Here is an 18,885-nt window from a genome sequence, read left to right as displayed (position 1 = left end):
GGAGGGCGAATGCTACTTGGGTAGCGGGTAGGCGGTTCCATAGGAGTATGGGTTTCACGTGCAATTGCTGGGGCCGCTTCGCGGCCCCAGCGGTCTACCAGGTCAGCACCGCGCCCAATGCAAGGGTATCGGTGTCTTCGTTCTGGTCGCTGGTGTCATGCCCATCAATGGAAAACTGGTTGTACTCGGCCACCAACGTGAGGTTGTCATTGACGTCATGGAACAGCGCCACACCCCGCGTCTCGTAATCCGCGCCGCTGCCCACCACGCCGTTGCCATCGTCCTTGGTCTTGCCGTAGGACAACGCCAGGCGGTTTTTGCCGACCTTGTACGAGCCCTGCAGCAGGTAGCCGTCGCTGTCGACATTGCGCAGGGTCGGTTCGCCGGCGTTGTTGGTGAAGAACGGGTTGATACCCTTGGCCTGGAAGCCGGAGCCGGTGAGCGACAGCCCGCCCATCTTCGCCTGCACGCCATAGCCGACACCTTTGGAGGTGATCGACTTGACCGTCGAGTCGGTGTTGTCCGAGGTCTGGTAGCTGCCATTGATCCAGCTGTAGATCTTGGCGCCGGCAAGGTCGAACTGGTAGGTGATCTCGCTCTCGGTGCGGGGGTTTTCCTGATAAGCCTTGCCGGTCGGGCTACTGTCGTTGGTGTCCACCGGGTCCATGATGCCCACTGCCACGCGCAGGCCCTCCATCACCGGTGTGCGGTAGGTGATCTGCGAGGTGGGGAACGGGTACGGGTAACCGCTGCCGATGTTGCCGAACGATACCCCGCCGCCGTCCACCAGCCCCAGGCTGTCACTGACCTGGCCGTAACCGGCAAGCAGTTCGTCCAGCAGAATGTTGGAACGCGCAAACAGCCCGAAGTCCTTGCCGATCAGCACCTCGCCCCACTCGGGGTTGGCCACGGTGCCGTAGAACTGACGCACGTCGATGGCGGTGTCGGTGCCGTTGGTTTCGCTGTCGTTGATGGTCACCCAGAACGAGGCACGCGCCCCGAGCTTCAGGTCATCCACCTGTTTACCCATGTTGAAGCCCAGGTAGTTGGGCAAAAAACCCATCTTCACCCGTGACTGGCGGCGGTCGAATTGATCGCCCGCCCGGTCGACATCACTGTTGACGTAAAAGGCATTGATGTAGCCGTCGGTGGAAAACGTGGTCTGGTCCTTGTCGTACAGCATGATCTCGGCCTCGGCGACGCCGCTCAGGCCCAGGGTCGAAAGGCTGGCGATGACAGCCGTCAGAATACGAGGCGATAGTTTCTTATTGTTGTTGTGCATGACGCGCTCCAAAAACGTGGGCTCGGTGTTGGAGGCGATTATCAGAAGCGGGCATACCGCTCGGTACGCTGCCTTGGAGGGGGTTGCAAGCTGCTTTGGGCCGGCGCGCGTGGCGCGATGATTAAGGCCCGAGACCGGCTTAGGCCAGGAGGCAACACCAAGGGTGTACGCCTGATGAACAGCCAGGCACCCAGTGTGTCATCATCCGCATGCCCCCTTTCGAAATTGCAGGATCATCCATGCTCTACGTCGTCATGCTCGGCGGACGCCACCCCCGCGCCAGCATCGAAGTTCACGATGTGGTATTTGCCCAGGCCGACTCGCTGGAGCAAACCTACCCCCTCTTGCGCAACGCCTGGTTCGGCAGCCCAAAAGGGTTGCACATCGACTCCTGGCTGGAAGTGCACGGGGTGGATGGGTATCGCATCGCGTTCAGCCAGGCTGCGCCACCGCCAGGGGCCATGCGCCTGTTCTTCCTGAACCTGGGGGGTTACGAGCGGCAGGTGTTTGGTGAAGCTCACCGTTACCTGCTAGTGGCTGCTACTGACAAAGCCGCCGCCAAGCAACTGGGGAAGCAGCGTATGGCGGCAGGTTGGTTGAAACCCCATACCGACGCGGTGCTCGATGTCGACGATTGCTTACCGATTGATCTGCTGGAAGGGCGCTATGTGCACCTGGTTGAGGGGGAGCATTACGGCATTGTGCAACGTAGCGATTACATTCTGATTTGAGTGACAGGTCATCAACGCCTGTACATTCCGTGCAGATGACGCGCGACTAACAGGGGATCACATAGTCTCTTCGATTGTTCTGACCGTTATCGTTTTCGCGAAGAACAGCCGATTGGTTAACACATTCGCGCGGGTTTTAGCGTTTTCGCTGCCTCTCACCAGCGCAACAACCGGGGCCCTGCCAACGCCCCCACCAGCGTCGGTACCAGCATGCCCAACAGGTACCAGGTCCCCCAGAACGGCACCTGCATTTCCGGGCAGTGCAGGCAATACGCCAAGGTCGCAGTCGAACCGGCGAGTAGCCCTGCGGCAGCGCCGGCCTGGCGCAACCGTGTTGGGGCCAGGCCACGCACTGCCCAGAACACAGCGATGAACACCGGTACGCTCAGCAGCGAGATATTCAACGCGCAGGTGCGCCAGGTACGGCCGAAGATCAACTCGGCACGGGCCTCGACCGGGGCGCCCGACAGGCTGATCGCCGCCCCCAGCCAGACCACCAGCAACGGCAGCCCCAGCAGCCCCCAGGCCAGCCCACCCTTCACACCCGGCCGGGCCAAACGTTGCGTGAGCCATAGCGCAAGCAGCGCGAGGCTGCCAGGCAAGGCCAGCTTGGCCCAGAACAACGGCGTGCGCGCCACGTCGGCAAGGTCACTGCGCACGCCATAGAGGGCCACTGTCATCAGTACTGCGGCGAGCAGGCCCGCGAGCAACGCCTGGGCCATGCGCCGCGCCAGGGCATGGCGGTCCACCGGCCCTTCGCCAGCGGCCAGCAGGGTAATCAGTTCATCGGTTTTCATCGTCTTCACTGCCTCGAATCAGCCTGGCCAAGGCCTTGAGCCCACGGTGTATGCCTACCTTGACCGCCGAACTGGAGAGCCCGGTGATACGCGCGGTTTCCTCCACCGACAGGCCCTCGAGCTTGACGTGGACGATCGGCAAGCGCTGGCGCTCCGGCAACTGCCCCAGCAGTTTACCCAGGTCTCGGCTGGCCTGGGCTGGCGCTTCGTCGCTGGCGGCGAACAGGTCACTGTCGTCGTCCAGCAGGTCGTGCAGCGCATCGTGATGCGCGTAGCGGCGCAGGTAATCCGCTAGTTTGTAGCGGGCAATCGCCTGCACCCAGGCTGTCAGCGGCTGTTGCGGCTGATAGGTTTGCCGCGCGTTATGCACGGCCAGCAACACTTCCTGCAACAGGTCTTCGACCTCGGCCGGGCGCTGTTGCAGGCGCCGCTTGAGAAAACCCCGCACGTGCAGCGCCAGTGCCGCGAGAAATTCGCGGTAGGCCTGCGTATCCCCCGCCAGCCCGCGCAGCAGCAAACCCTGCAACTGCGTCTCGCGAGCGGCGAGGAGGTCCTGTGGGTTAGTTCGTTGCATTGGGCGCCAGGGTTACACCGTCGGAAGGTTTCTTTTATCGAACCTTAGATGAGCCACAGCCACTGGAAAAAAAATTTTGTCGGCCTGTAACCCGGGCAGCGATCGCCGCGAACTACTCAATGAGCCTTCGGTACAACACCCTGGCCCCATCCTCTGGAGACACCCTCATGAAAACCCTCGCCCTCGCCACCGCCGCCCTGGCCCTCGCTTCAATGGCCAGTGTCGCCTTCGCCGGCACCACCGCCGGCACGGGTACTGCCATGGAAAAATGCTACGGCGTCGCCATGGCCGGCAAAAACGATTGCAAGGCCGGCGCTGGCACCACCTGCGCCGGCAGCGCGAAAAAGGACTACGACGGCATGCACTGGAAGAACGTCCCGGCCGGTACCTGCACCTCGATCAAGACCCCCAACGGCATGGGGTCGCTGACCCCGATCAAGTCCTGAGCAGAGGTCGCCGACCATGAACCGGAACTTACCGCTGGGCGCTGGGCTAGGGCTCAAGGCCGAGCACTATGCCCAGGCCCTGGCGTGCAACGCCGAAGGCCTGTGGTACGAGGTCCATCCGGAAAACTACATGGTCGGCGGCCCGCGCCTGGCCTGGCTGCTGCGCATGGCCGAGCGCCATCCGCTGTCGCTGCATGGCGTGGCACTGTCACTGGCAGCGGACGCCGAGCCGGATGCCACCCACCTGCGCCGCTTGCGCACGCTGATCGACCAGGTTAAGCCGGCGCTGGTGTCCGAGCACCTGGCCTGGTCCACCTGGCGCGGCCAATACCACCCCGACCTACTACCGTTTCCCCGCAGCAGCGAAGCGCTAACGCGCATCAGCGACAATATCCTGCGCACCCAGGATGCACTGGGGCGGTCAATCGCCCTGGAAAACCCCAGCCACTACCTGCAAGTGCAAGGGCATGACTGGGACGAGATCGATTTTCTCGACGAACTGGTGCGCCGCACTGGGTGCACCCTGCTGCTGGACGTCAACAACGTGCATGTCAGTGCGCACAACCTGGGTTTCGACGCCGCAGCCTATCTAGACCGCTTCCCTGCCCAGGCCATCAGCGAAGTGCACCTGGCCGGGCACAGCCACGACGCGCAGGGCGCGCTGCTGATCGACTCCCACGATGCCGCGATTGCCGAACCTGTATGGGCGCTGTTCCGCCGCTTGATCGCACGAATCGGCCCGCGCCCGACGCTGATCGAGCGTGACGGCAACCTGCCGGCGTTCGACGACTTGCTTGGCGAACGCGCCATCGCCCAAACCACCCTCACGTCTGCGGGAGCCTTGCCATGAACATGCCCCTCGGCCAGTTCCAGGACGCCTTCATCGACGCGCTTTACCAGCGCCCGGCCCCGGCGCTGCAAAGCCTGACCGGGCAAGCGGCGTTCGCGGTCTACCGCAATACCGTGCTGGCGGGTTGCGTCGACGCGCTGCGGGCCAACTTCCCCAGCGTCGAGACCTTGGTCGGCGCCGACTGGATGCAGGAGGCCTCGACCGCCTACGCCCAGCAGTCCCCCCCGGACGATGCCCGGTTGATCCACTACGGTGCGGGCTTTGCGGCGTTTCTGGAACAGTTGCAGGCCAGCCATGGGCTGCCCTACCTGGCTGATGTGGCACGCCTGGACTTTTACTGGTGTGAAGCGTTCAGCGCTACCGAAGACCCTTGCCTGGCGCTCACCGACCTGGCCGGCATGACCGCCAGCGACTTGATGCACAGCTACCTGGCCCCCCGCCAGAGCGTGCGCTGGCAGTGGTTCGATCCGCACCCGGTGCTCAGCCTCTGGCGCTGCAGCCGAGAAGGCCTTCCGTGGTCGGGCGCGCAACCGTGGGTGGCCGAAGGCGTGCTGCTCAGCGGCGGCTTTGACGGCGTCAGCCATCAGCCGCTGGAAGCCGGTGGTTGCGCCTTTCTCGATGCCTGCGCGGCAGGCCACACGCTGGAAAGCGCTTCGCAATGCGCCCAGCAACGCCAACCCGACCTGGACTTCAGCGACCTGCTCGGCCGCCTGCTGCAAGCCCGGGTCTTTCGCCCACTCTCATTCGCATGAAGGAATGGCCATGGACACCCTGCGCCCCACTGCCCCGGCAATCAGCCTGCGCCAACGCTGGAACAGCCTGGCCGAACGCCTGCAATTGCTGCTCAACGACACCGTGCTGTGCCTGGTCGCGCGCCTGGGTATCGCCTCGGTGTTCTTCATGTCTGGCCGGACCAAGGTCGAGGGCCTTCTGAGCATCACGCCCAGTACCTATGAGTTGTTCCAGAGCGAGTATGCGCTGCCTCTGGTTTCACCCTGGCTCGCGGCCCACCTGGCGACCTATGCCGAGCACCTGTTCCCGCTGCTGCTGATGGTTGGTCTGTTTACGCGGCTTTCGGCGCTGGCCCTGCTGGGCATGACCACGGTGATCGAGGTGTTCGTCTACCCGGACGCCTGGCCTACCCACCTGTCTTGGGCGGGCCTGCTGCTGTTGCTGGTGGCCAAGGGCGCTGGCGCGCTGTCACTGGACCGCGTGTTGCGGCTGCGCTGAACGCCGCCTAGTAGGCTCTGTACGAAAAGTTATGTGGGAGCGGGCTTGCCCCGCGAATGGGGCTCCGCGGTGCATGGCACCGGCTTCGCCGGTGTTCGCGGGGCAAGCCCGCTCCCACGTGCGTCAATTTTTAGAAATTGCGCAACAAAGCCTAAGACCTAGGGCAACCCGACGCACTGGCTCGCACGGCGCTGGCGAGCTTCTGCAGGTTGGCCTGCTGGGCGCCAACCAGGCTGCCGACGCTGTTTTGCGCGGGGGTCTGTACGGAGGTGCGGCAGGTGATCTCGTCCTGCCCAGGGCGCTTCAGCCGCCACACCGCCTCCAGCAGTGCGTACTGGCCAGGGACTGAGTCGAAGCGCTGCACATCCACCCGCAGCAGTGTGCTGGGCGTGCCGCCCACCGGCCCGCCTAGCTGGTCCTGCAAGGCGCTGCGGAACTCATCAACCAAGTTGGCGCCCCACCACTCGGTTTCGAGGATCACCAGGCTGCTCGTGCCCTGGCGGATCACCAGCTGCGGGCGGTCCACCTGCGGCGGCATACTGACCCGCTCGACCAGGATCTTCTCGCCCGCCGCGTGGCTGGGCTGCGCTGCGACCAACGTGTGGTAGTTGTTGGGCGCGCTGCGACAGCCCACGGTCAGCACCACCAGCGTGGCCAGCAACAGGGTAGGCAACGTGCGCATCGGCTCTCACTCCTTGGGCGTGGTCAGGGTTGCACGTCGTCCGCGCCTGCCGCTTTTGGCCGGCCGCGAATGAGCGATTCGGGATGACGGCCGAGGTAATCCGCCAGGTCCCTCAGCGAACGGGACATACGCTCCAGCTCTTGCAGCGTGTCACCGAGTTTCTCCCGCTGCGGCGAGTTCTCGGAGATCGCCGAATTGGCCGTGCGCAGGGTTTTCTGTAGTTCATCCAGCGTGGTCGCGACACCCGGCAGGGTCTGCGCATCAACGCGCTTGACCGTGCTGCGCAGCTGGCGCAGCGTACCGTCCAGGTTGCCGGCAATGCTTTCGAGCGGCAGCTTGCCGATGCGCTCGACCACCCCTTGCAGCTGTTCTTGGAGTTTTTCCAGGCTGCCGGGCACGGTGGGGATGACGATGGGCTCGGCGCTCATGTCGAAGGCCACTTTCGGGGCCTCCGGGTAGAAGTCGAGCGAGATGTACATCTGCCCGGTGATCAGGTTGCCACTGCGCGCCTGAGCGCGCAGGCCGTGTTCGACGAAGGTGCCTATCAAGCGTCGGGCACCGGCGGCGTCGCCTTCTGCATGGTTGAACACCTTGAGCATTTTCTGGTGCACCGGCCCCAAACGTTTCGGGTAGATCGCCGCATCGACCACCACGGGAAAAATCTGCTTCTTCGGATCGTAATCCAGCGTAATCGATGTCACCTTGCCGAATTCGACCCCTTTGAACTCCACCGGCGCCCCCACCGTCAACCCGCGCATCGACTGGTCGAAGCGCAGGCGCAAGTACTGTGGGCTGCCAGTCGGCGGAGCAAGGGCCGCATCGCGGTCGACGAACAGCTCGAACGCCTGCTGGTCGGCGGCGGGCTCGGCTGCAACGGCATATTCGGGCGTGCCGAAGGCCAAGCCGCCCATAAGAATCGACGATAACGACTGGGTCTCGACCTTCAGCCCGTTGGCGCCAAGCTGCATGTCGATGCCGCTGGCGTTCCAGAAGCGCGTGTCGAGGGTGACGAACGCGTCATAGGGGGCCTGCACGAAGATGTCGATGTCCACGCCCCTGCCATCGGGCTGCAGCGCGTAGGACACCACCTCGCCCACTGGGATCCGGCGAAAATAGATCGACGAGCCGATATCCAGCGAGCCGAGGTCATTGGCGCTGAGCACGAAGCGCTTGCCCTTCTCGCCATAGGTTATGGCCGGTGGTGATTCCAGGCCGACGAAGGTCTTCGCGGGCTTTTTCGACTCACCGGCATCGGCGCCGATGAAACTTCCCGAAAGCAAGGTGTCGACCCCGGATATGCCACCGGCGCCGATACGCGGGCGCACCACCCAGTAGCGGGCGCTTTCGGTGGCAAACGACTCCGCCTCTTTTGACAGTTCGACCTTGGCCACCACGCTCTTGTGGTCCGCCGCCAGCTCTACCGAGGTGACTTCGCCGATCACCACGCTGCGGTAGCGCACCTGGGTCTTGTGCGCCACCAGCCCCTCGCCGCTGCGAAAGGAAATCGAGATCACCGGCCCCTGCTCCATCCAATTGCGCACCACCAGCGAGGCGCCTACCAGCAGTGCCAAAATCGGCACGATCCACACCAGCGAAACGTTGAAGCGGCGTGTCCGCACTTGGGCCTGGCCGGGCCCTGCGTGGTTCTCAGTCTCCAGCGCCATCGTGATGCTCCCCGTCGTGTGGATGGTCGTCCCAGATCAGGCGTGGGTCGAAGCTCATGGCCGAGAGCATGGTCAGTACCACCACCAGGCCGAAGAACAGGATGCCCGGCCGTGGCTCGATGGTGCCCAGCCCGCGTAGTTGCACCAGCGCGGCCACCAACGCCACCACCATGACGTCGAGCATCGACCAGTAGCCGATCAGCTCGACGAAGCGAAACAGTTGCGAACGCTGGCGGCGCGCCCACTGGCTGCGGCGCTGGGCAGTGAACAGCAACAGGCCAAGGGACATGAACTTGATCGCCGGCACGCCGATGCTGGCGATGAAGATGATCAGCGCGATGTCCCACGCGCCCGCCTCCCAGAACTCCAGCACCCCGCCAACGATGGTGCTGTCGCTGCCCTGGCCGAGCATCTCGGTGCGCATCACCGGCAGCGCATTGGCCGGCACGTAGAAGATCAGCGCGGCAAACAGGTATGCCCAGCCCCGTGCAATCGGGTTGGCCTTGCGCCGGTGCAGCGGCGCGCCACAGCGGTCGCACTGGTGCTGGCCTTGGCGCAGGTCGCAGGCCTGGCCGCAGCCGTGGCACAGGCACAGGTGCAGTTGGTCGGCCAGCGCCGGGGCGGTCATACCTGCACCCACAAGTCGCGAATGTCGCGGCCCGCGATGAAGATCAGCAAAACACTCAGCGCTGCAAGGGCCATCAGCCCGATCCCCGGGATCACATCAAGCAAGCCCGCTAGCTTGATCACCGCGACCATGGCACCCAGCAGGCACACCTCCAGCATGCTCCAGGGCCGCAACCCCTCCAGCGCCCGCATGCAGGCGGCAAAGCCCGGCGCGCGGCGCCTGCCCAGGGCAAACCCTAACACCCAGCACAATAGGGCAATCTGTAGCACCGGGGCAAAGATGATCGCCAGCGCCAGTACCAGGGCGATGAAGGTGATGCTGCCTTGGCTGAGGATCTGCACCGAATCCCACAAGGTCGCCGAATTGCTCAAGCCGCTCATGCTGATGGTCATCACCGGGTAGGCGTTGGCGAAGACCAGCAGTACCCCACCGGTGATGCACAACGCCAGACGCTGCTGAACATTCAGTGGATTGTGGCGATACAGCACGCCGCCGCAGCGCTGGCAGCACGCACTTTGATGACGCTGCAAAGGCGTGCGCCGGTACACGGCGTCGCAATACTCGCAAATGATCACATCATCCGCCTGGGCCATGCATGCCCCCCCGAAATGGCGCTTACCTGGCAGGCAAGATTAGCCAACTGTCAGGCAACCTGCTTTTTCAAGCTGTACACATTTGATGACAGGCTTGGCAGCCTTGCGCGGCAAACGGTGTCGTCTAAAGTATCAAGTCGGGCAAACAGCCTTTGCTTCTCATTCAACACTTGATGCGATGTCGCGAAATGAGAAGGCTGTTCACCCGCTGCTTCATTTCGACACAGCTACCCTGCTTTGCTAGCACATTGTTCGCTGGCAGTTACCGCCCGTCGGTACAGCGCTTCTGACTGAACAAGGAGCGTGTGATATGGACTACCGCCCTCGCCTGTCGGGCAAACTGGCACTCGCAGTCGCCTGTGCGGTACTGCTGCATGGCACCACCACGTGGGCCGGCGGCATCCTCATCTACGAAGCAGGCCAGGAAGGCAATGGCCTGGCCAACGCAGGCGCTGCTGCACTGGCCAACGACCCCAGTGTATTGATGAGCAACCCGGCCGGTATCACCCAGCTCAGAGGCACGCAGATCAGCGCCAATGCCCAGGTGATCCTCGGCGACCTGCGCTTCTCGCGGGCCAGCAATAACCAGTTCGACGGCAACGAGGGCGGCAATGCCTTGCAGTACCTGCCAGGCACCAGCCTGTTCATCAGCCACCAGCTGGACGAGCGCTCTGCCATCGGTTTTGGCATGTACGGCAACTTCGGCTTGGCGCTGGACTATGACGATGACTGGGCCGGCCGCTACTTCACCCAGGAAGCCGCAGTCATCGGCGTTTCGATGCAGCCCACCTTGGCCTACAAGTTCACCGACGACCTGTCGATCGGCATCGGCCCGCGCATCATGGTCGGTTACTACCGCACTGAAATGGCCATCAACAACAACCTGCTCGGCCTGGCCGACCGGCCGGACGGCCAGCTCGAATACAAAGACACCGACGTCGGGGTTGGCGTCAACCTCGGCCTGCTCTACCAGGTCGATGCCCGTACACGCGTCGGCCTGGCTTACACCAGCAAGGTCAAGCTGGAGTTCGAAGACAAGCCGCACCTCAAGGACATCAGCAACCCCCTACTCAATGTCGCGCTGCGCCGCCTGGATGTGGACGCGCTGGAACTGGACCTGAACGTGCCGCAGACGGTGACCTTCAGCATCGCCCATCAGCTCGACGACCAGTGGACCTTGCTGGGCAGCCTGAACTGGCAAGACTGGAGCGATTTCGGCGACGTCGGCGTAGACGTCGACAGCAACGCCGGCGGCACCAGCCGCACTGTAGACCGCCAGTACAAAGACACCTGGCACGCCTCGCTGGGCGCGCAATACCAGGCCACCCGGCAATGGCGCTGGAGTGTCGGCCTGGGTTACGACAGCTCGGCCGTGGATGACAAGGACCGCACCGTCGACAACCCCATGGGCGAAGCCTGGCGGTTGGCAGCCGGGGTCAATTACCAGGTCGAGGAAGGCTTCGACCTGCACCTGGCCTATACCCTGGTGTGGCTCGGCAACATGGATGTCGAGCAGACCAAGGCCCGTTCCGGCAATACGTTGTCCGGCAGTTACGACAACAGCGCGCTGCACATCGTCGGTGGCGGCGCGACCTGGCGGTTCTGAGGCCCCTGCGCGCAAGGGGGCACGGTTCATTGTGAGAAGGAGAAGCTGCATGAACACCAAGACGTTGGCTGCATCGCTGTGCCTGGCAACGCTCATGCTGCAAGGCTGTGCCAGCAAGTACGTGGAATCCGACCAGTACTCGGGGTTTCTCAAGGACTACAGCGTCCTCAAGGAAGACAAGTCGCCGTCGGGGGCGCCGGTCATGCGCTGGATCAAGCCTGGGGTCGACGCCAAGCGCTACACCAGCGTCTACATCGAACCTAGCCAGCTCTATCCCAAGCCGCAACCGACCGAAAAGGTTCCACAATCGACCTTGCAAGGCATCACTCAGTACTACGACCAAACCCTGAAAAACCACTTCTCCCAGGTACTGCCATTGGCCACCAGCCCAGGAAAGGGTGTGCTGGTAGTGCGCCCGGCGATCACCGCCGTCAGCGCCCAGACTAAAAGCCTGCGGCCGTATGAAGTGATCCCTATCGCGCTGATCGCCGCTGGCATCAGCACCGCAACCGGTATCCGTGACCAGGACACCAGTATTGCCACCGAAGCCGCGTTCCTCGATGGTGAAACCAATCAGGTGGTGGCTGAGGTAGTGCGTAAAGGTGCAGGGACCGAACTTGATAATTCCTCACAAGTGATGCAGGCCAAGGATGCCAAGGCGGTACTCGATGGCTGGGCAAAAGACATGGTCGGCTCATTCCAAACCTTGAGAAAGTGAGCCGTTCACCCCGCTGCGGGGCGGAGCCTGCAGCGGGGTGTGTTGAACCGATCCAGTAACAACGGAGGCGCGATTCTATGGAGAGCATTCGCGGCAGCGCGCTGCTTCAATTCGACCAACTGCTGGCCGAGCACGGTGCAGTGCAACAAGATTTCCTGGTCCCGCTGAAGATCGGCCTTGAGGTAGTTGGGAATTATGGCAAGACATTGCCTTACCTCAACCTTGTGCGCTTGTTCGAGGGTAGCGCGCATGCCCTGAGCCTTCCCCGCTTTGGCCTTGAACTGGCCATGCGCCAAGGCTCAACGCTGGTAGGCCCCTTGCAACACCTGGCCAAGTCAGCCCCCACGGTGGGGCATGCGCTGATAGCGGTGATCCGCTACATGCGCCACTACAGCCCTGCGCTACATTATCGCCTGGAGCAACGCGCAGGGCAGGCGCTGCTGTACTTCGACAACGGCCTGCCCTCGTCCGAGCAGACGCCACAAATCATCGAAAAGTCGATAATGGGCGCAAAGCTGTTAATCGCTGAACTGCGCGGTGTGCCGCTGAGGCCCAAGGCAGTGATGTTCCGTCACAGCGCGTTGGGCGATGCCAAGGGCTATGCACGTTATTTCGACTGCCCGGTGCTGTTCGGGCAACATCACAACTGCCTGGTGCTGTCAGCGGATGTCTTGCTGGAAGGGTCTGTCAGCCATGACCCGACCCTGCACGCCATCGTCCGCCACTACCTGGAAAACCAAGCGGTAGCTTGTGACAGCCTGCGTGCACAAGTCGAACGTAGGATCCAGATGTTGCTGCCGAACCAACGCTGCAGCCTAGAGCAGGTGGCCCTGGCGCTAGAACTCAACCCCCGGACCTTGCAGCGCCGCCTGGCCAGTGACGGCATCGACTTTGAAGGTTACCTGGACGACCTGCGTCGTCAACAAGCACAGCAGATGCTGCGCAGCACCACCTTGTCGGTAGGGCAGATTTCCAGCGAATTGGGCTATCGCCGCACCACCTCCTTCTGCCGCGCCCACCTGCGCTGGTTCGACATGACACCAATGGAGCACCGGCGCCTGCACGGCGATCCGCTGACTGCCGCGCTTTAACCGACGCTTCCCACTTCCTCAGATGCCATCGCCATCCCCGTCCGGCCTGCGCGCCGGCGCTGTGAACCACTTCTCGCGCGGCACCCACTTCTCCTGCTGCGGGTCACCCAGGTAGTGCGGCGACATGATCTGTACGCCGTGTTCGTTGAACACATCCTGAATGTTGGCATGCAGCAGGCTCAGCAACTCCGCCCGCGGCCGAGGCGCGCTTGGCACGGCTTGGGCCACCAGGCGGTATTCGGGGTAGAAGTCCGATAGCCCAGTCTGAAACACTTGCGGCCTCGGTTTTTCGAGGATGCCCTCGGTGCGCTCGGCAGCCGCCACCAGCATCGCCTCCACCTGGCGCCAAGGTGTGTCATAACCGATGGTCACCACGGTATCGACGATGTAGCCCTGGCCCTGCACCGCACGGGAGTAGTTGCGCGTCACGGCGCCGGTGATCATCGAGTTGGGCAAGGTCAGCACTTCGCCCAATCCGGTACGGATCGTCGTATTGAACATGCCGACTTCGGTCACCGTGCCTTCGTTGTCACCGACCCGCACGTACTCGCCAGCCTTCAACGTGCGCGAATAGGTCAGGATAAGCCCCGCCGCCGCCTGCCCCACTACACTGGATGCGCCCAGTGAAATCATCAGCCCCAGCAGCACCGACAGGCCTTTGAAGGCATCGGTGCCCGAACCCGGCAAGTACGGGTAGGCCATCACCAGGGCAAACAGCCAGATCGCCAGCGAGGTCAGGCGCATGGTGGGTTGCAGCGTCTCTTCGGTCAGCCACTTGAGCGTGCCTGGGCGCGCCATACGCTGCAGCACGCGCCGGCTGAAACCACTGATGCCACGGGCGATGAAGAAGATCGTGATGGCCACAACAATCCCGGGGATGGCCTGCAGAATGCCGTCAAGCAAGTAGCGCAGCAGGTCGAGCAAGTGCACGTTCAGGCTTTCGCCCCACGGCCGGGTATAGGGGAACTGCGACAGCACGAAGCTCAGCCACTGGTAGCTCAGCAGCACCACCACCGCCCAATACAGCAGGCGCAGCAGGCTGTCGATCAGCCGGTACACGTACTGCATGTCGAACAACGGCATTTGGCCGACACGAATTTGCCGGGCACGTTCGCGCATCAGTTGCGGCAGCCGCCCACGCAGCTTGTGCCGGGCCAGGTGGGCGCCCTTGAGCAGTGCCACATAGATCAGCGTGGCCAGGGCCGACAAGCCCAAGGCCTTGAGCAGAAAATGCAGGTTGCGCGCCTCGCCAGACTCCTCGACCACCTGGCGCAGCACCGCCGCTGCCTGCTCGGCCGCTTCGCGGGTGTCAGCGCCGCTGATTTCAAGGTCCTGGGGCGCGACGATGAACGCGCGCCGGCCGCCCAGCAGCACCAGGTGGCTGCTGAGAATCGGGTCGACGCTGACCTTCAGATCGTCGGTGCCGCGCAGGGCCTCTTCGATCACTGACGTAGCCCGCTGCGCTCGGGCAACTGGCGTCTCCCCCAGCAAGGTCGCGTGGAAGGTGAAAACGCTGCGGTTGGCGATCACCAGCTCGGCTGGTTCGGCAGGGATGCCTTCGGTGGCGATGGTGGCGGCGTCATTACCCTGCCCCACCATGGGCAAGAAGGCCAACAGCACCATCAACACGCGAAACAGGTGATTCATCGCTCACTCCCCAGCCTTCGGACGGACGGCATCCTTGTAGTGATAGCACAGCTGTCACTGGCCGCCTGCTGCCCCTAGAAACCAGTGAAAGTAAGGGTTGTCGCCGTCACTGCGGGCCAGCTCACGCGCCTCGCGGGCCCAGGCTTGGCGATTGCCGTTGTAGGCATGCAGGCTAAGGCTGTAGAAGCGCGCCAGCGTGTTCCATTGGTCATTCACCGCACTGGCGAAGGCGGGCTCGCCCCCTTGCAAGGGCGGTGCCCTGCGCAGGGCCAGCAAGGCCGGCAGCACACGGGTGATCTCCCGCGGTCGCACCCAGTTGGCGTACTCGATGCGGGGCTGGTCATCGGTGACCGGCAACGCGTCCGCTGCGTAACGCTCAAGGCCGGCACGGTCGGTGATCCAGGTGGCCAACAGCGCCTGCGCCGAACCGATGCCCACCTCGGCCAGGGCTGCGGCGACGGCGGGTTGCGCAAGGCGTTGACGAATGCGCGGTACGTCCAGTTGCAGCGGCTGCAGCGAGCCAATCAGCAGCATCTCGTGAAACTCAGTGGTCCACAGTGAGGCATGCGGGAACACGTCGATGAAGCTGCGTACCAGCGCGCGGCTGTCCTCATCGTTCTGGGTCGGCAAGGGCAGCCATTGGGCCACCAGCCCGCCAGGCTGCAGGCGCGAGGCGGCCAGTTGGTAGAAATTACGCGAATACAAGTTGACCACCCCGGCCGCCGAAGGGGGCGGCGGCTCCAGCGTCACCAGGTCGTAGCGCTGTTCGCTGCGCAGCAACTCGCGGCGGCCATCGCGCAAGCGGATTTCCAGCCGCGGGTCGACGACCGCTGCATAGTTGCCTTTGAACAAAGGCGCCGCCTGCAGGACTTCAGGCAGCAGTTCGGCGACCACAGGGCGCTCCAGCCCGGCATAACGCAGCATGGCGCCAGCGGTGATGCCGGTGCCAAACCCGATCACCAGCGCCGAACGTGGCTCACCGCTGTGGATCAACAGCGGCAGCAAGGCTTGCAGGCGCATGTAGCGAAGCGACGGCATGGCATCGCCCGTGTTCGATACACCCTGGATGTAAAGCCGGCTGAACGTCTTGCCTTGGCGCCCCTGAGTAACCACCGCCACGGTGCCGCCCTTGCCTTCGTGGTAATAGGTGAGCTGGCCGTTACGCGCGCCAGGCAACAGCTCGGCCAGGCGCTGTGGAGGTGTGAGAACGGCTACCAGCAGAGTCGCCACTACCACTACACCCACAACAATGGCCGTTGGGCGCCGCACGCCAGGCCCGCGCCAGACAGCAACCAGACCTACCATTGCAGCGACGCCGGCCAGCACGCCCAAAGCGCGCACCAAGCCTACCTGCGGCACTAGTACGAAGCCGGTGAGCAGCACACCGGCGATGCCGCCCAAGGTATTGAGCGCCACCACAGTCCCCACGTCACGGCCGACATGGCCGCTGTCCACCGCCAGGCGCAGGGCCAGCGGAAACGCGGCGCCGAGCAAAGTCGTCGGCAGCAGCACCATGCACACAGCGGCCATGGCGAAGCGCGCGCACATGCCCGCCAGTTCGCTGCCGAACAGTTGCAGGGCAACGGCTTCGGCTTGGGTCTGCAGCAGCACCAACCAGCGCCCAAGCCCAGCGATCTGCAGCAATGCCAGCAAGCCGGCGAAGGCAATCAACAGGCCGAACAGGCCCCAAGGGTCACGGATGCGGTCGGCACGCCGCGCATACACCGCGCTACCCACGAGCAGGCCGCCGAGATAAGTCGCCAACACCACTGCGAAGGCAAAGGCACGGGTGCTCATGAACGGCACGATCGACTGGCTCCAGACCACTTCGTAGCCCAGCGCCACGCCCCCGGCAATGCAGTACAGGCCGATGGCAAGCCGTGCTTGTGCGGTACGGGGCGCCGAAGACAGGTTGCCAGGCGCTGGCAAGGCCGTGTCGCGATGGCGCGCCAGCCACGCGCCCGAGGCAGCTAGCAGGTTCAACATGGCGGCGACGCAGGCGCTGCCGGTCACGCCTAGGCGCGGCAGCAACACGAAGGCGGCCAGCAAGGTGCCCGCAATGGCACCGGCGGTATTCGCGGCATACAGGCGCCCACCCGCCTCTGCCAGTTGCCCCGTGGCCGGCGCCAACGCGCGCACCAGCACCGGCAAGGTGCCGCCCATCAAGAGCGCCGGCAACCCGACCAGCATGAACGGCAAGGCCCAGGCCAGCAGGCCCGCGCTGGCCTCCAGGCGGGCGAACGGGCCAGCGGCTTGGGCTAGGCCAAGGGTGGCGGCGATTCCGAGCAGGGCGACGGCCAACTCCAGGCACACATAAAGCCGCACCGGGCGCCGCAACCGGTCGGCCCAGCGCCCGAACAGCAGGCCGCCCAGCGCCAGGCCGGCGAAGAAGGCACTGATGCCGGTGGCCACGGCGTGCACTTCGACGCCGACCACCAGTGACAGTTGCTTGATCCAAAGTACCTGATAGACAAGGCCGGCAGCACCAGAGAAGAACAGCAGCGTGGCCGGCAAGGCCCACAGCATGCGCGCCTTGGAATGGTCTTTATCGATAACAGCGCGGGTTGCTGCGGATGATGCCATGCAGGGATGCCTTGTCGGGTAGAGAGATGCCGAGGCTGCCTTGCAGCCCATCGCCGGCAAGCCGGCTCCTATAGGGAGCCGGCCGCATCGGTGTTACTGGCTCTTCATCCTTTCTTCGATCTTTTTGTCTACGTCAGCACGGATCTGGTCGATGCTGAAGCTGGCCGGCCGCTGGCTAGGTGGGTACTCCACGAAGGTCTGCAGGAATGCCGCTGCTTTTCTCACACCGTTGAAAACCAAGAAGTCGTTCTTGGTCAGCCAATCATAGTACTGATCAGACACGATATCGGCCCGTTCGTACGGGTCCATGCGCAGGTTGAACATTTTCGGTACCCGCAGGCACACGAACGGCTCGCTCCAGACCTGCAGGCCGCCGGGTGCACGCTGCTCGCAGAACACAATCTTCCAGTTGTCGTAGCGCATGCCGACCAGGTCGCCGTCGTCGCTGAAGTAGTAGAACTCGTTGCGCGCGCTCTTGTCGGTCTTGCCAGTCAGCATGTCCAGCTGGTTGTAGCCGTCCAGGTGCACCTTGAATGTCTTGCCACCCACGTCGGCGCCTTTGAGCAAGCGGTCTTTGATGTCGGTGTCACCCACGGCCGCGAGCAAGGTCGGGAACCAGTCCAGGCCCGATATCATCTGGGTGTTGACGGAGTCTGGCTTGATCTTGCCTGGCCAGCGAATCATGGCAGGTACGCGGAACGCGCCTTCCCAGTTGGAGTTTTTCTCATTGCGGAAGGGCGTGGTCGCGGCATCCGGCCAGGACCACTGGTTGGGACCGTTGTCGGTGGTGTAGACGACGATGGTGTTGTCGGCGACTTTCAGGTCATCCAGCGTCTTGAGCAGCTTGCCCACATCACCATCGTGCTCCAGCATGCCGTCGGCGTATTCATTGCCAACCATGCCACTCTGCCCCTGCATGGCCTCGCGCACGTGGGTGAACGCGTGCATGCGTGTGGTGTTCATCCAGACGAAGAACGGTTTGTCTGCCTTCACTTGCTTGTCGATGAAGTTGATCGCGGCCTGGGTGGTCTCGTCATCGATGGTCTCCATGCGCTTCTTGGTCAGCGCACCGGTGTCTTCGATCTTGCCGTCGGCACTCGACTTGATCACACCGCGTGGCGATGCAGCCTTGACGAACTCCTGATCGTCCTTGGGCCAGAATGCCCGTTCCGGCTCTTCTTCGGCATTGAGGTGATACAGGTTGCCGAAGAATTCGTCGAAGCCGTGGTTGGTGGGCAGGTATTCATCACGGTCACCCAAGTGGTTCTTGCCGAACTGCCCGGTGGCATAGCCCTTGGCCTTGAGCGCCTGGGCGATGGTTACGTCACGCGCCTGCAGGCCCACCGGCACGCCCGGCATGCCGACTTTGGACAGGCCTGTGCGCAGCGTGGCCTGGCCGGTGATGAACGTCGAGCGCCCCGCCGTGCAGCTGTTTTCGGCGTAGTAATCGGTGAACATCATGCCTTCCTTGGCGATGCGGTCGATGTTAGGCGTCTGGTAGCCCACCACCCCTTTGCCATAGGCGCTGATGTTGGTCTGGCCAATGTCATCGCCGAAAATCACCAGGATATTCGGCTTGTCCGCCGCGCTGGCAATGCCGGCGCCGAGGGTCGTCGCGGCCGTCAGGGCGACCGCAGACAACCAGGTTGTACTGGACTTCATAGCTATGCTCTCCGTATGCACTCACTGCTGTAGTCCACGACTTCGGGCACACCGGTAGCGGCCGGCTTGCTGTGCTCCTGCGGCTTTGTTTACCAACTGGA

At 63.4% G+C, this 18,885-nt stretch carries 18 protein-coding genes; 8 read left to right on the top strand and 10 right to left on the bottom strand.

The window, feature by feature from the left end:
- Nucleotides 1-94 precede the first annotated feature (94 nt).
- The gene (locus tag MFF34_RS14120; RefSeq protein WP_027596431.1) at nucleotides 95-1,282 is read right to left on the bottom strand and encodes a porin; all 1,188 of its coding nucleotides are present in this window, start codon (nucleotides 1,280-1,282) and stop codon (nucleotides 95-97) included.
- A 239-nt stretch (nucleotides 1,283-1,521) separates the two neighbouring features.
- Between MFF34_RS14120 and MFF34_RS14115 the strand changes: the two genes are divergently transcribed.
- Nucleotides 1,522-2,013 carry a DUF1543 domain-containing protein gene (locus MFF34_RS14115; RefSeq protein WP_099453837.1) on the top strand — a complete coding sequence of 164 codons (492 nt, stop codon included), beginning with the start codon at nucleotides 1,522-1,524 and terminating at the stop codon, nucleotides 2,011-2,013.
- Nucleotides 2,014-2,168: 155 nt separating this feature from the next.
- Here MFF34_RS14115 and MFF34_RS14110 read toward each other — a convergent pair whose 3' ends face one another.
- Nucleotides 2,169-2,810 (bottom strand): DUF1109 domain-containing protein, encoded by a 642-nt coding sequence (locus MFF34_RS14110; RefSeq protein ID WP_238214745.1) that lies wholly within the window; start codon nucleotides 2,808-2,810, stop codon nucleotides 2,169-2,171.
- The gene (locus tag MFF34_RS14105; RefSeq protein WP_238214744.1) at nucleotides 2,797-3,384 is read right to left on the bottom strand and encodes a sigma-70 family RNA polymerase sigma factor; all 588 of its coding nucleotides are present in this window, start codon (nucleotides 3,382-3,384) and stop codon (nucleotides 2,797-2,799) included. The genes MFF34_RS14110 and MFF34_RS14105 overlap by 14 nt, the downstream gene beginning before the upstream one ends.
- Nucleotides 3,385-3,551: 167 nt before the next feature.
- On the opposite strand from MFF34_RS14105, the gene MFF34_RS14100 reads away from it, so the two are divergent.
- Genes MFF34_RS14100 through MFF34_RS14085 form a run of 4 tightly spaced genes read left to right on the top strand, consistent with a single transcriptional unit; the run spans nucleotide 3,552 to nucleotide 5,910 of the window.
- The gene (locus MFF34_RS14100; protein WP_027596420.1) at nucleotides 3,552-3,830 is read left to right on the top strand and encodes a DUF2282 domain-containing protein; all 279 of its coding nucleotides are present in this window, start codon (nucleotides 3,552-3,554) and stop codon (nucleotides 3,828-3,830) included.
- 16 nt (nucleotides 3,831-3,846) lie between these two features.
- Nucleotides 3,847-4,680 (top strand): DUF692 domain-containing protein, encoded by an 834-nt coding sequence (locus tag MFF34_RS14095; protein WP_238214742.1) that lies wholly within the window; start codon nucleotides 3,847-3,849, stop codon nucleotides 4,678-4,680.
- On the top strand, nucleotides 4,677-5,432 hold the full coding sequence (locus MFF34_RS14090; protein WP_238214740.1) for a DNA-binding domain-containing protein: 756 nt from the start codon (nucleotides 4,677-4,679) through the stop codon (nucleotides 5,430-5,432). The genes MFF34_RS14095 and MFF34_RS14090 overlap by 4 nt, the downstream gene beginning before the upstream one ends.
- Nucleotides 5,433-5,442: 10 nt before the next feature.
- Nucleotides 5,443-5,910, top strand: coding sequence for a DoxX family protein (locus tag MFF34_RS14085; RefSeq protein WP_238214739.1), 468 nt, complete (start codon nucleotides 5,443-5,445; stop codon nucleotides 5,908-5,910).
- A gap of 151 nt (nucleotides 5,911-6,061) precedes the next feature.
- Here the strand turns inward: MFF34_RS14085 and MFF34_RS14080 are convergent, their stop codons facing one another.
- Genes MFF34_RS14080 through MFF34_RS14065 form a run of 4 tightly spaced genes read right to left on the bottom strand, consistent with a single transcriptional unit; the run spans nucleotide 6,062 to nucleotide 9,477 of the window.
- Nucleotides 6,062-6,592: a membrane integrity-associated transporter subunit PqiC gene (locus MFF34_RS14080; protein ID WP_238214737.1), complete on the bottom strand. Its 531-nt coding sequence runs from the start codon at nucleotides 6,590-6,592 to the stop codon at nucleotides 6,062-6,064.
- Nucleotides 6,593-6,615: 23 nt separating this feature from the next.
- A complete protein-coding gene (locus MFF34_RS14075; protein ID WP_238214736.1) occupies nucleotides 6,616-8,256 on the bottom strand; it encodes an intermembrane transport protein PqiB in 1,641 nt (546 codons plus the stop codon).
- The gene (locus MFF34_RS14070; RefSeq protein ID WP_238214732.1) at nucleotides 8,240-8,884 is read right to left on the bottom strand and encodes a paraquat-inducible protein A; all 645 of its coding nucleotides are present in this window, start codon (nucleotides 8,882-8,884) and stop codon (nucleotides 8,240-8,242) included. Before MFF34_RS14070 ends, MFF34_RS14075 begins: the two co-directional genes overlap by 17 nt.
- Nucleotides 8,881-9,477 carry a paraquat-inducible protein A gene (locus MFF34_RS14065; protein WP_238214730.1) on the bottom strand — a complete coding sequence of 199 codons (597 nt, stop codon included), beginning with the start codon at nucleotides 9,475-9,477 and terminating at the stop codon, nucleotides 8,881-8,883. The genes MFF34_RS14070 and MFF34_RS14065 overlap by 4 nt, the downstream gene beginning before the upstream one ends.
- Nucleotides 9,478-9,787: 310 nt before the next feature.
- Between MFF34_RS14065 and MFF34_RS14060 the strand changes: the two genes are divergently transcribed.
- From MFF34_RS14060 to MFF34_RS14050, 3 genes are all read left to right on the top strand, one after another.
- Nucleotides 9,788-11,083, top strand: a complete 1,296-nt coding sequence (locus tag MFF34_RS14060; RefSeq protein ID WP_238214728.1) for an OmpP1/FadL family transporter — start codon at nucleotides 9,788-9,790, stop codon at nucleotides 11,081-11,083.
- A gap of 49 nt (nucleotides 11,084-11,132) precedes the next feature.
- Complete coding sequence (locus MFF34_RS14055; protein ID WP_238214722.1) at nucleotides 11,133-11,801, top strand: DUF3313 domain-containing protein; 669 nt, start codon at nucleotides 11,133-11,135, stop codon at nucleotides 11,799-11,801.
- Between the two features lie 77 nt (nucleotides 11,802-11,878).
- A complete protein-coding gene (locus MFF34_RS14050; protein WP_238214720.1) occupies nucleotides 11,879-12,892 on the top strand; it encodes an AraC family transcriptional regulator in 1,014 nt (337 codons plus the stop codon).
- An 18-nt stretch (nucleotides 12,893-12,910) separates the two neighbouring features.
- Here MFF34_RS14050 and MFF34_RS14045 read toward each other — a convergent pair whose 3' ends face one another.
- From MFF34_RS14045 to MFF34_RS14035, 3 genes are all read right to left on the bottom strand, one after another.
- Nucleotides 12,911-14,539, bottom strand: a complete 1,629-nt coding sequence (locus tag MFF34_RS14045) for a mechanosensitive ion channel family protein (protein ID WP_238214717.1) — start codon at nucleotides 14,537-14,539, stop codon at nucleotides 12,911-12,913.
- Between the two features lie 54 nt (nucleotides 14,540-14,593).
- Nucleotides 14,594-17,122 carry a fused MFS/spermidine synthase gene (locus MFF34_RS14040; protein ID WP_238214716.1) on the bottom strand — a complete coding sequence of 843 codons (2,529 nt, stop codon included), beginning with the start codon at nucleotides 17,120-17,122 and terminating at the stop codon, nucleotides 14,594-14,596.
- Nucleotides 17,123-17,215: 93 nt separating this feature from the next.
- Nucleotides 17,216-18,784, bottom strand: a complete 1,569-nt coding sequence (locus MFF34_RS14035; RefSeq protein WP_238214715.1) for an arylsulfatase — start codon at nucleotides 18,782-18,784, stop codon at nucleotides 17,216-17,218.
- Nucleotides 18,785-18,885: the final 101 nt, after the last annotated feature.

Origin of the sequence: Pseudomonas sp. PAGU 2196 (assembly GCF_022179005.1) — a bacterium.
Lineage (GTDB): Bacteria > Pseudomonadota > Gammaproteobacteria > Pseudomonadales > Pseudomonadaceae > Aquipseudomonas > Aquipseudomonas kermanshahensis.
The sequence above is the reverse complement of the archived record's forward strand: the minus strand, read 5'-3'. Positions and strand labels throughout refer to the sequence as shown.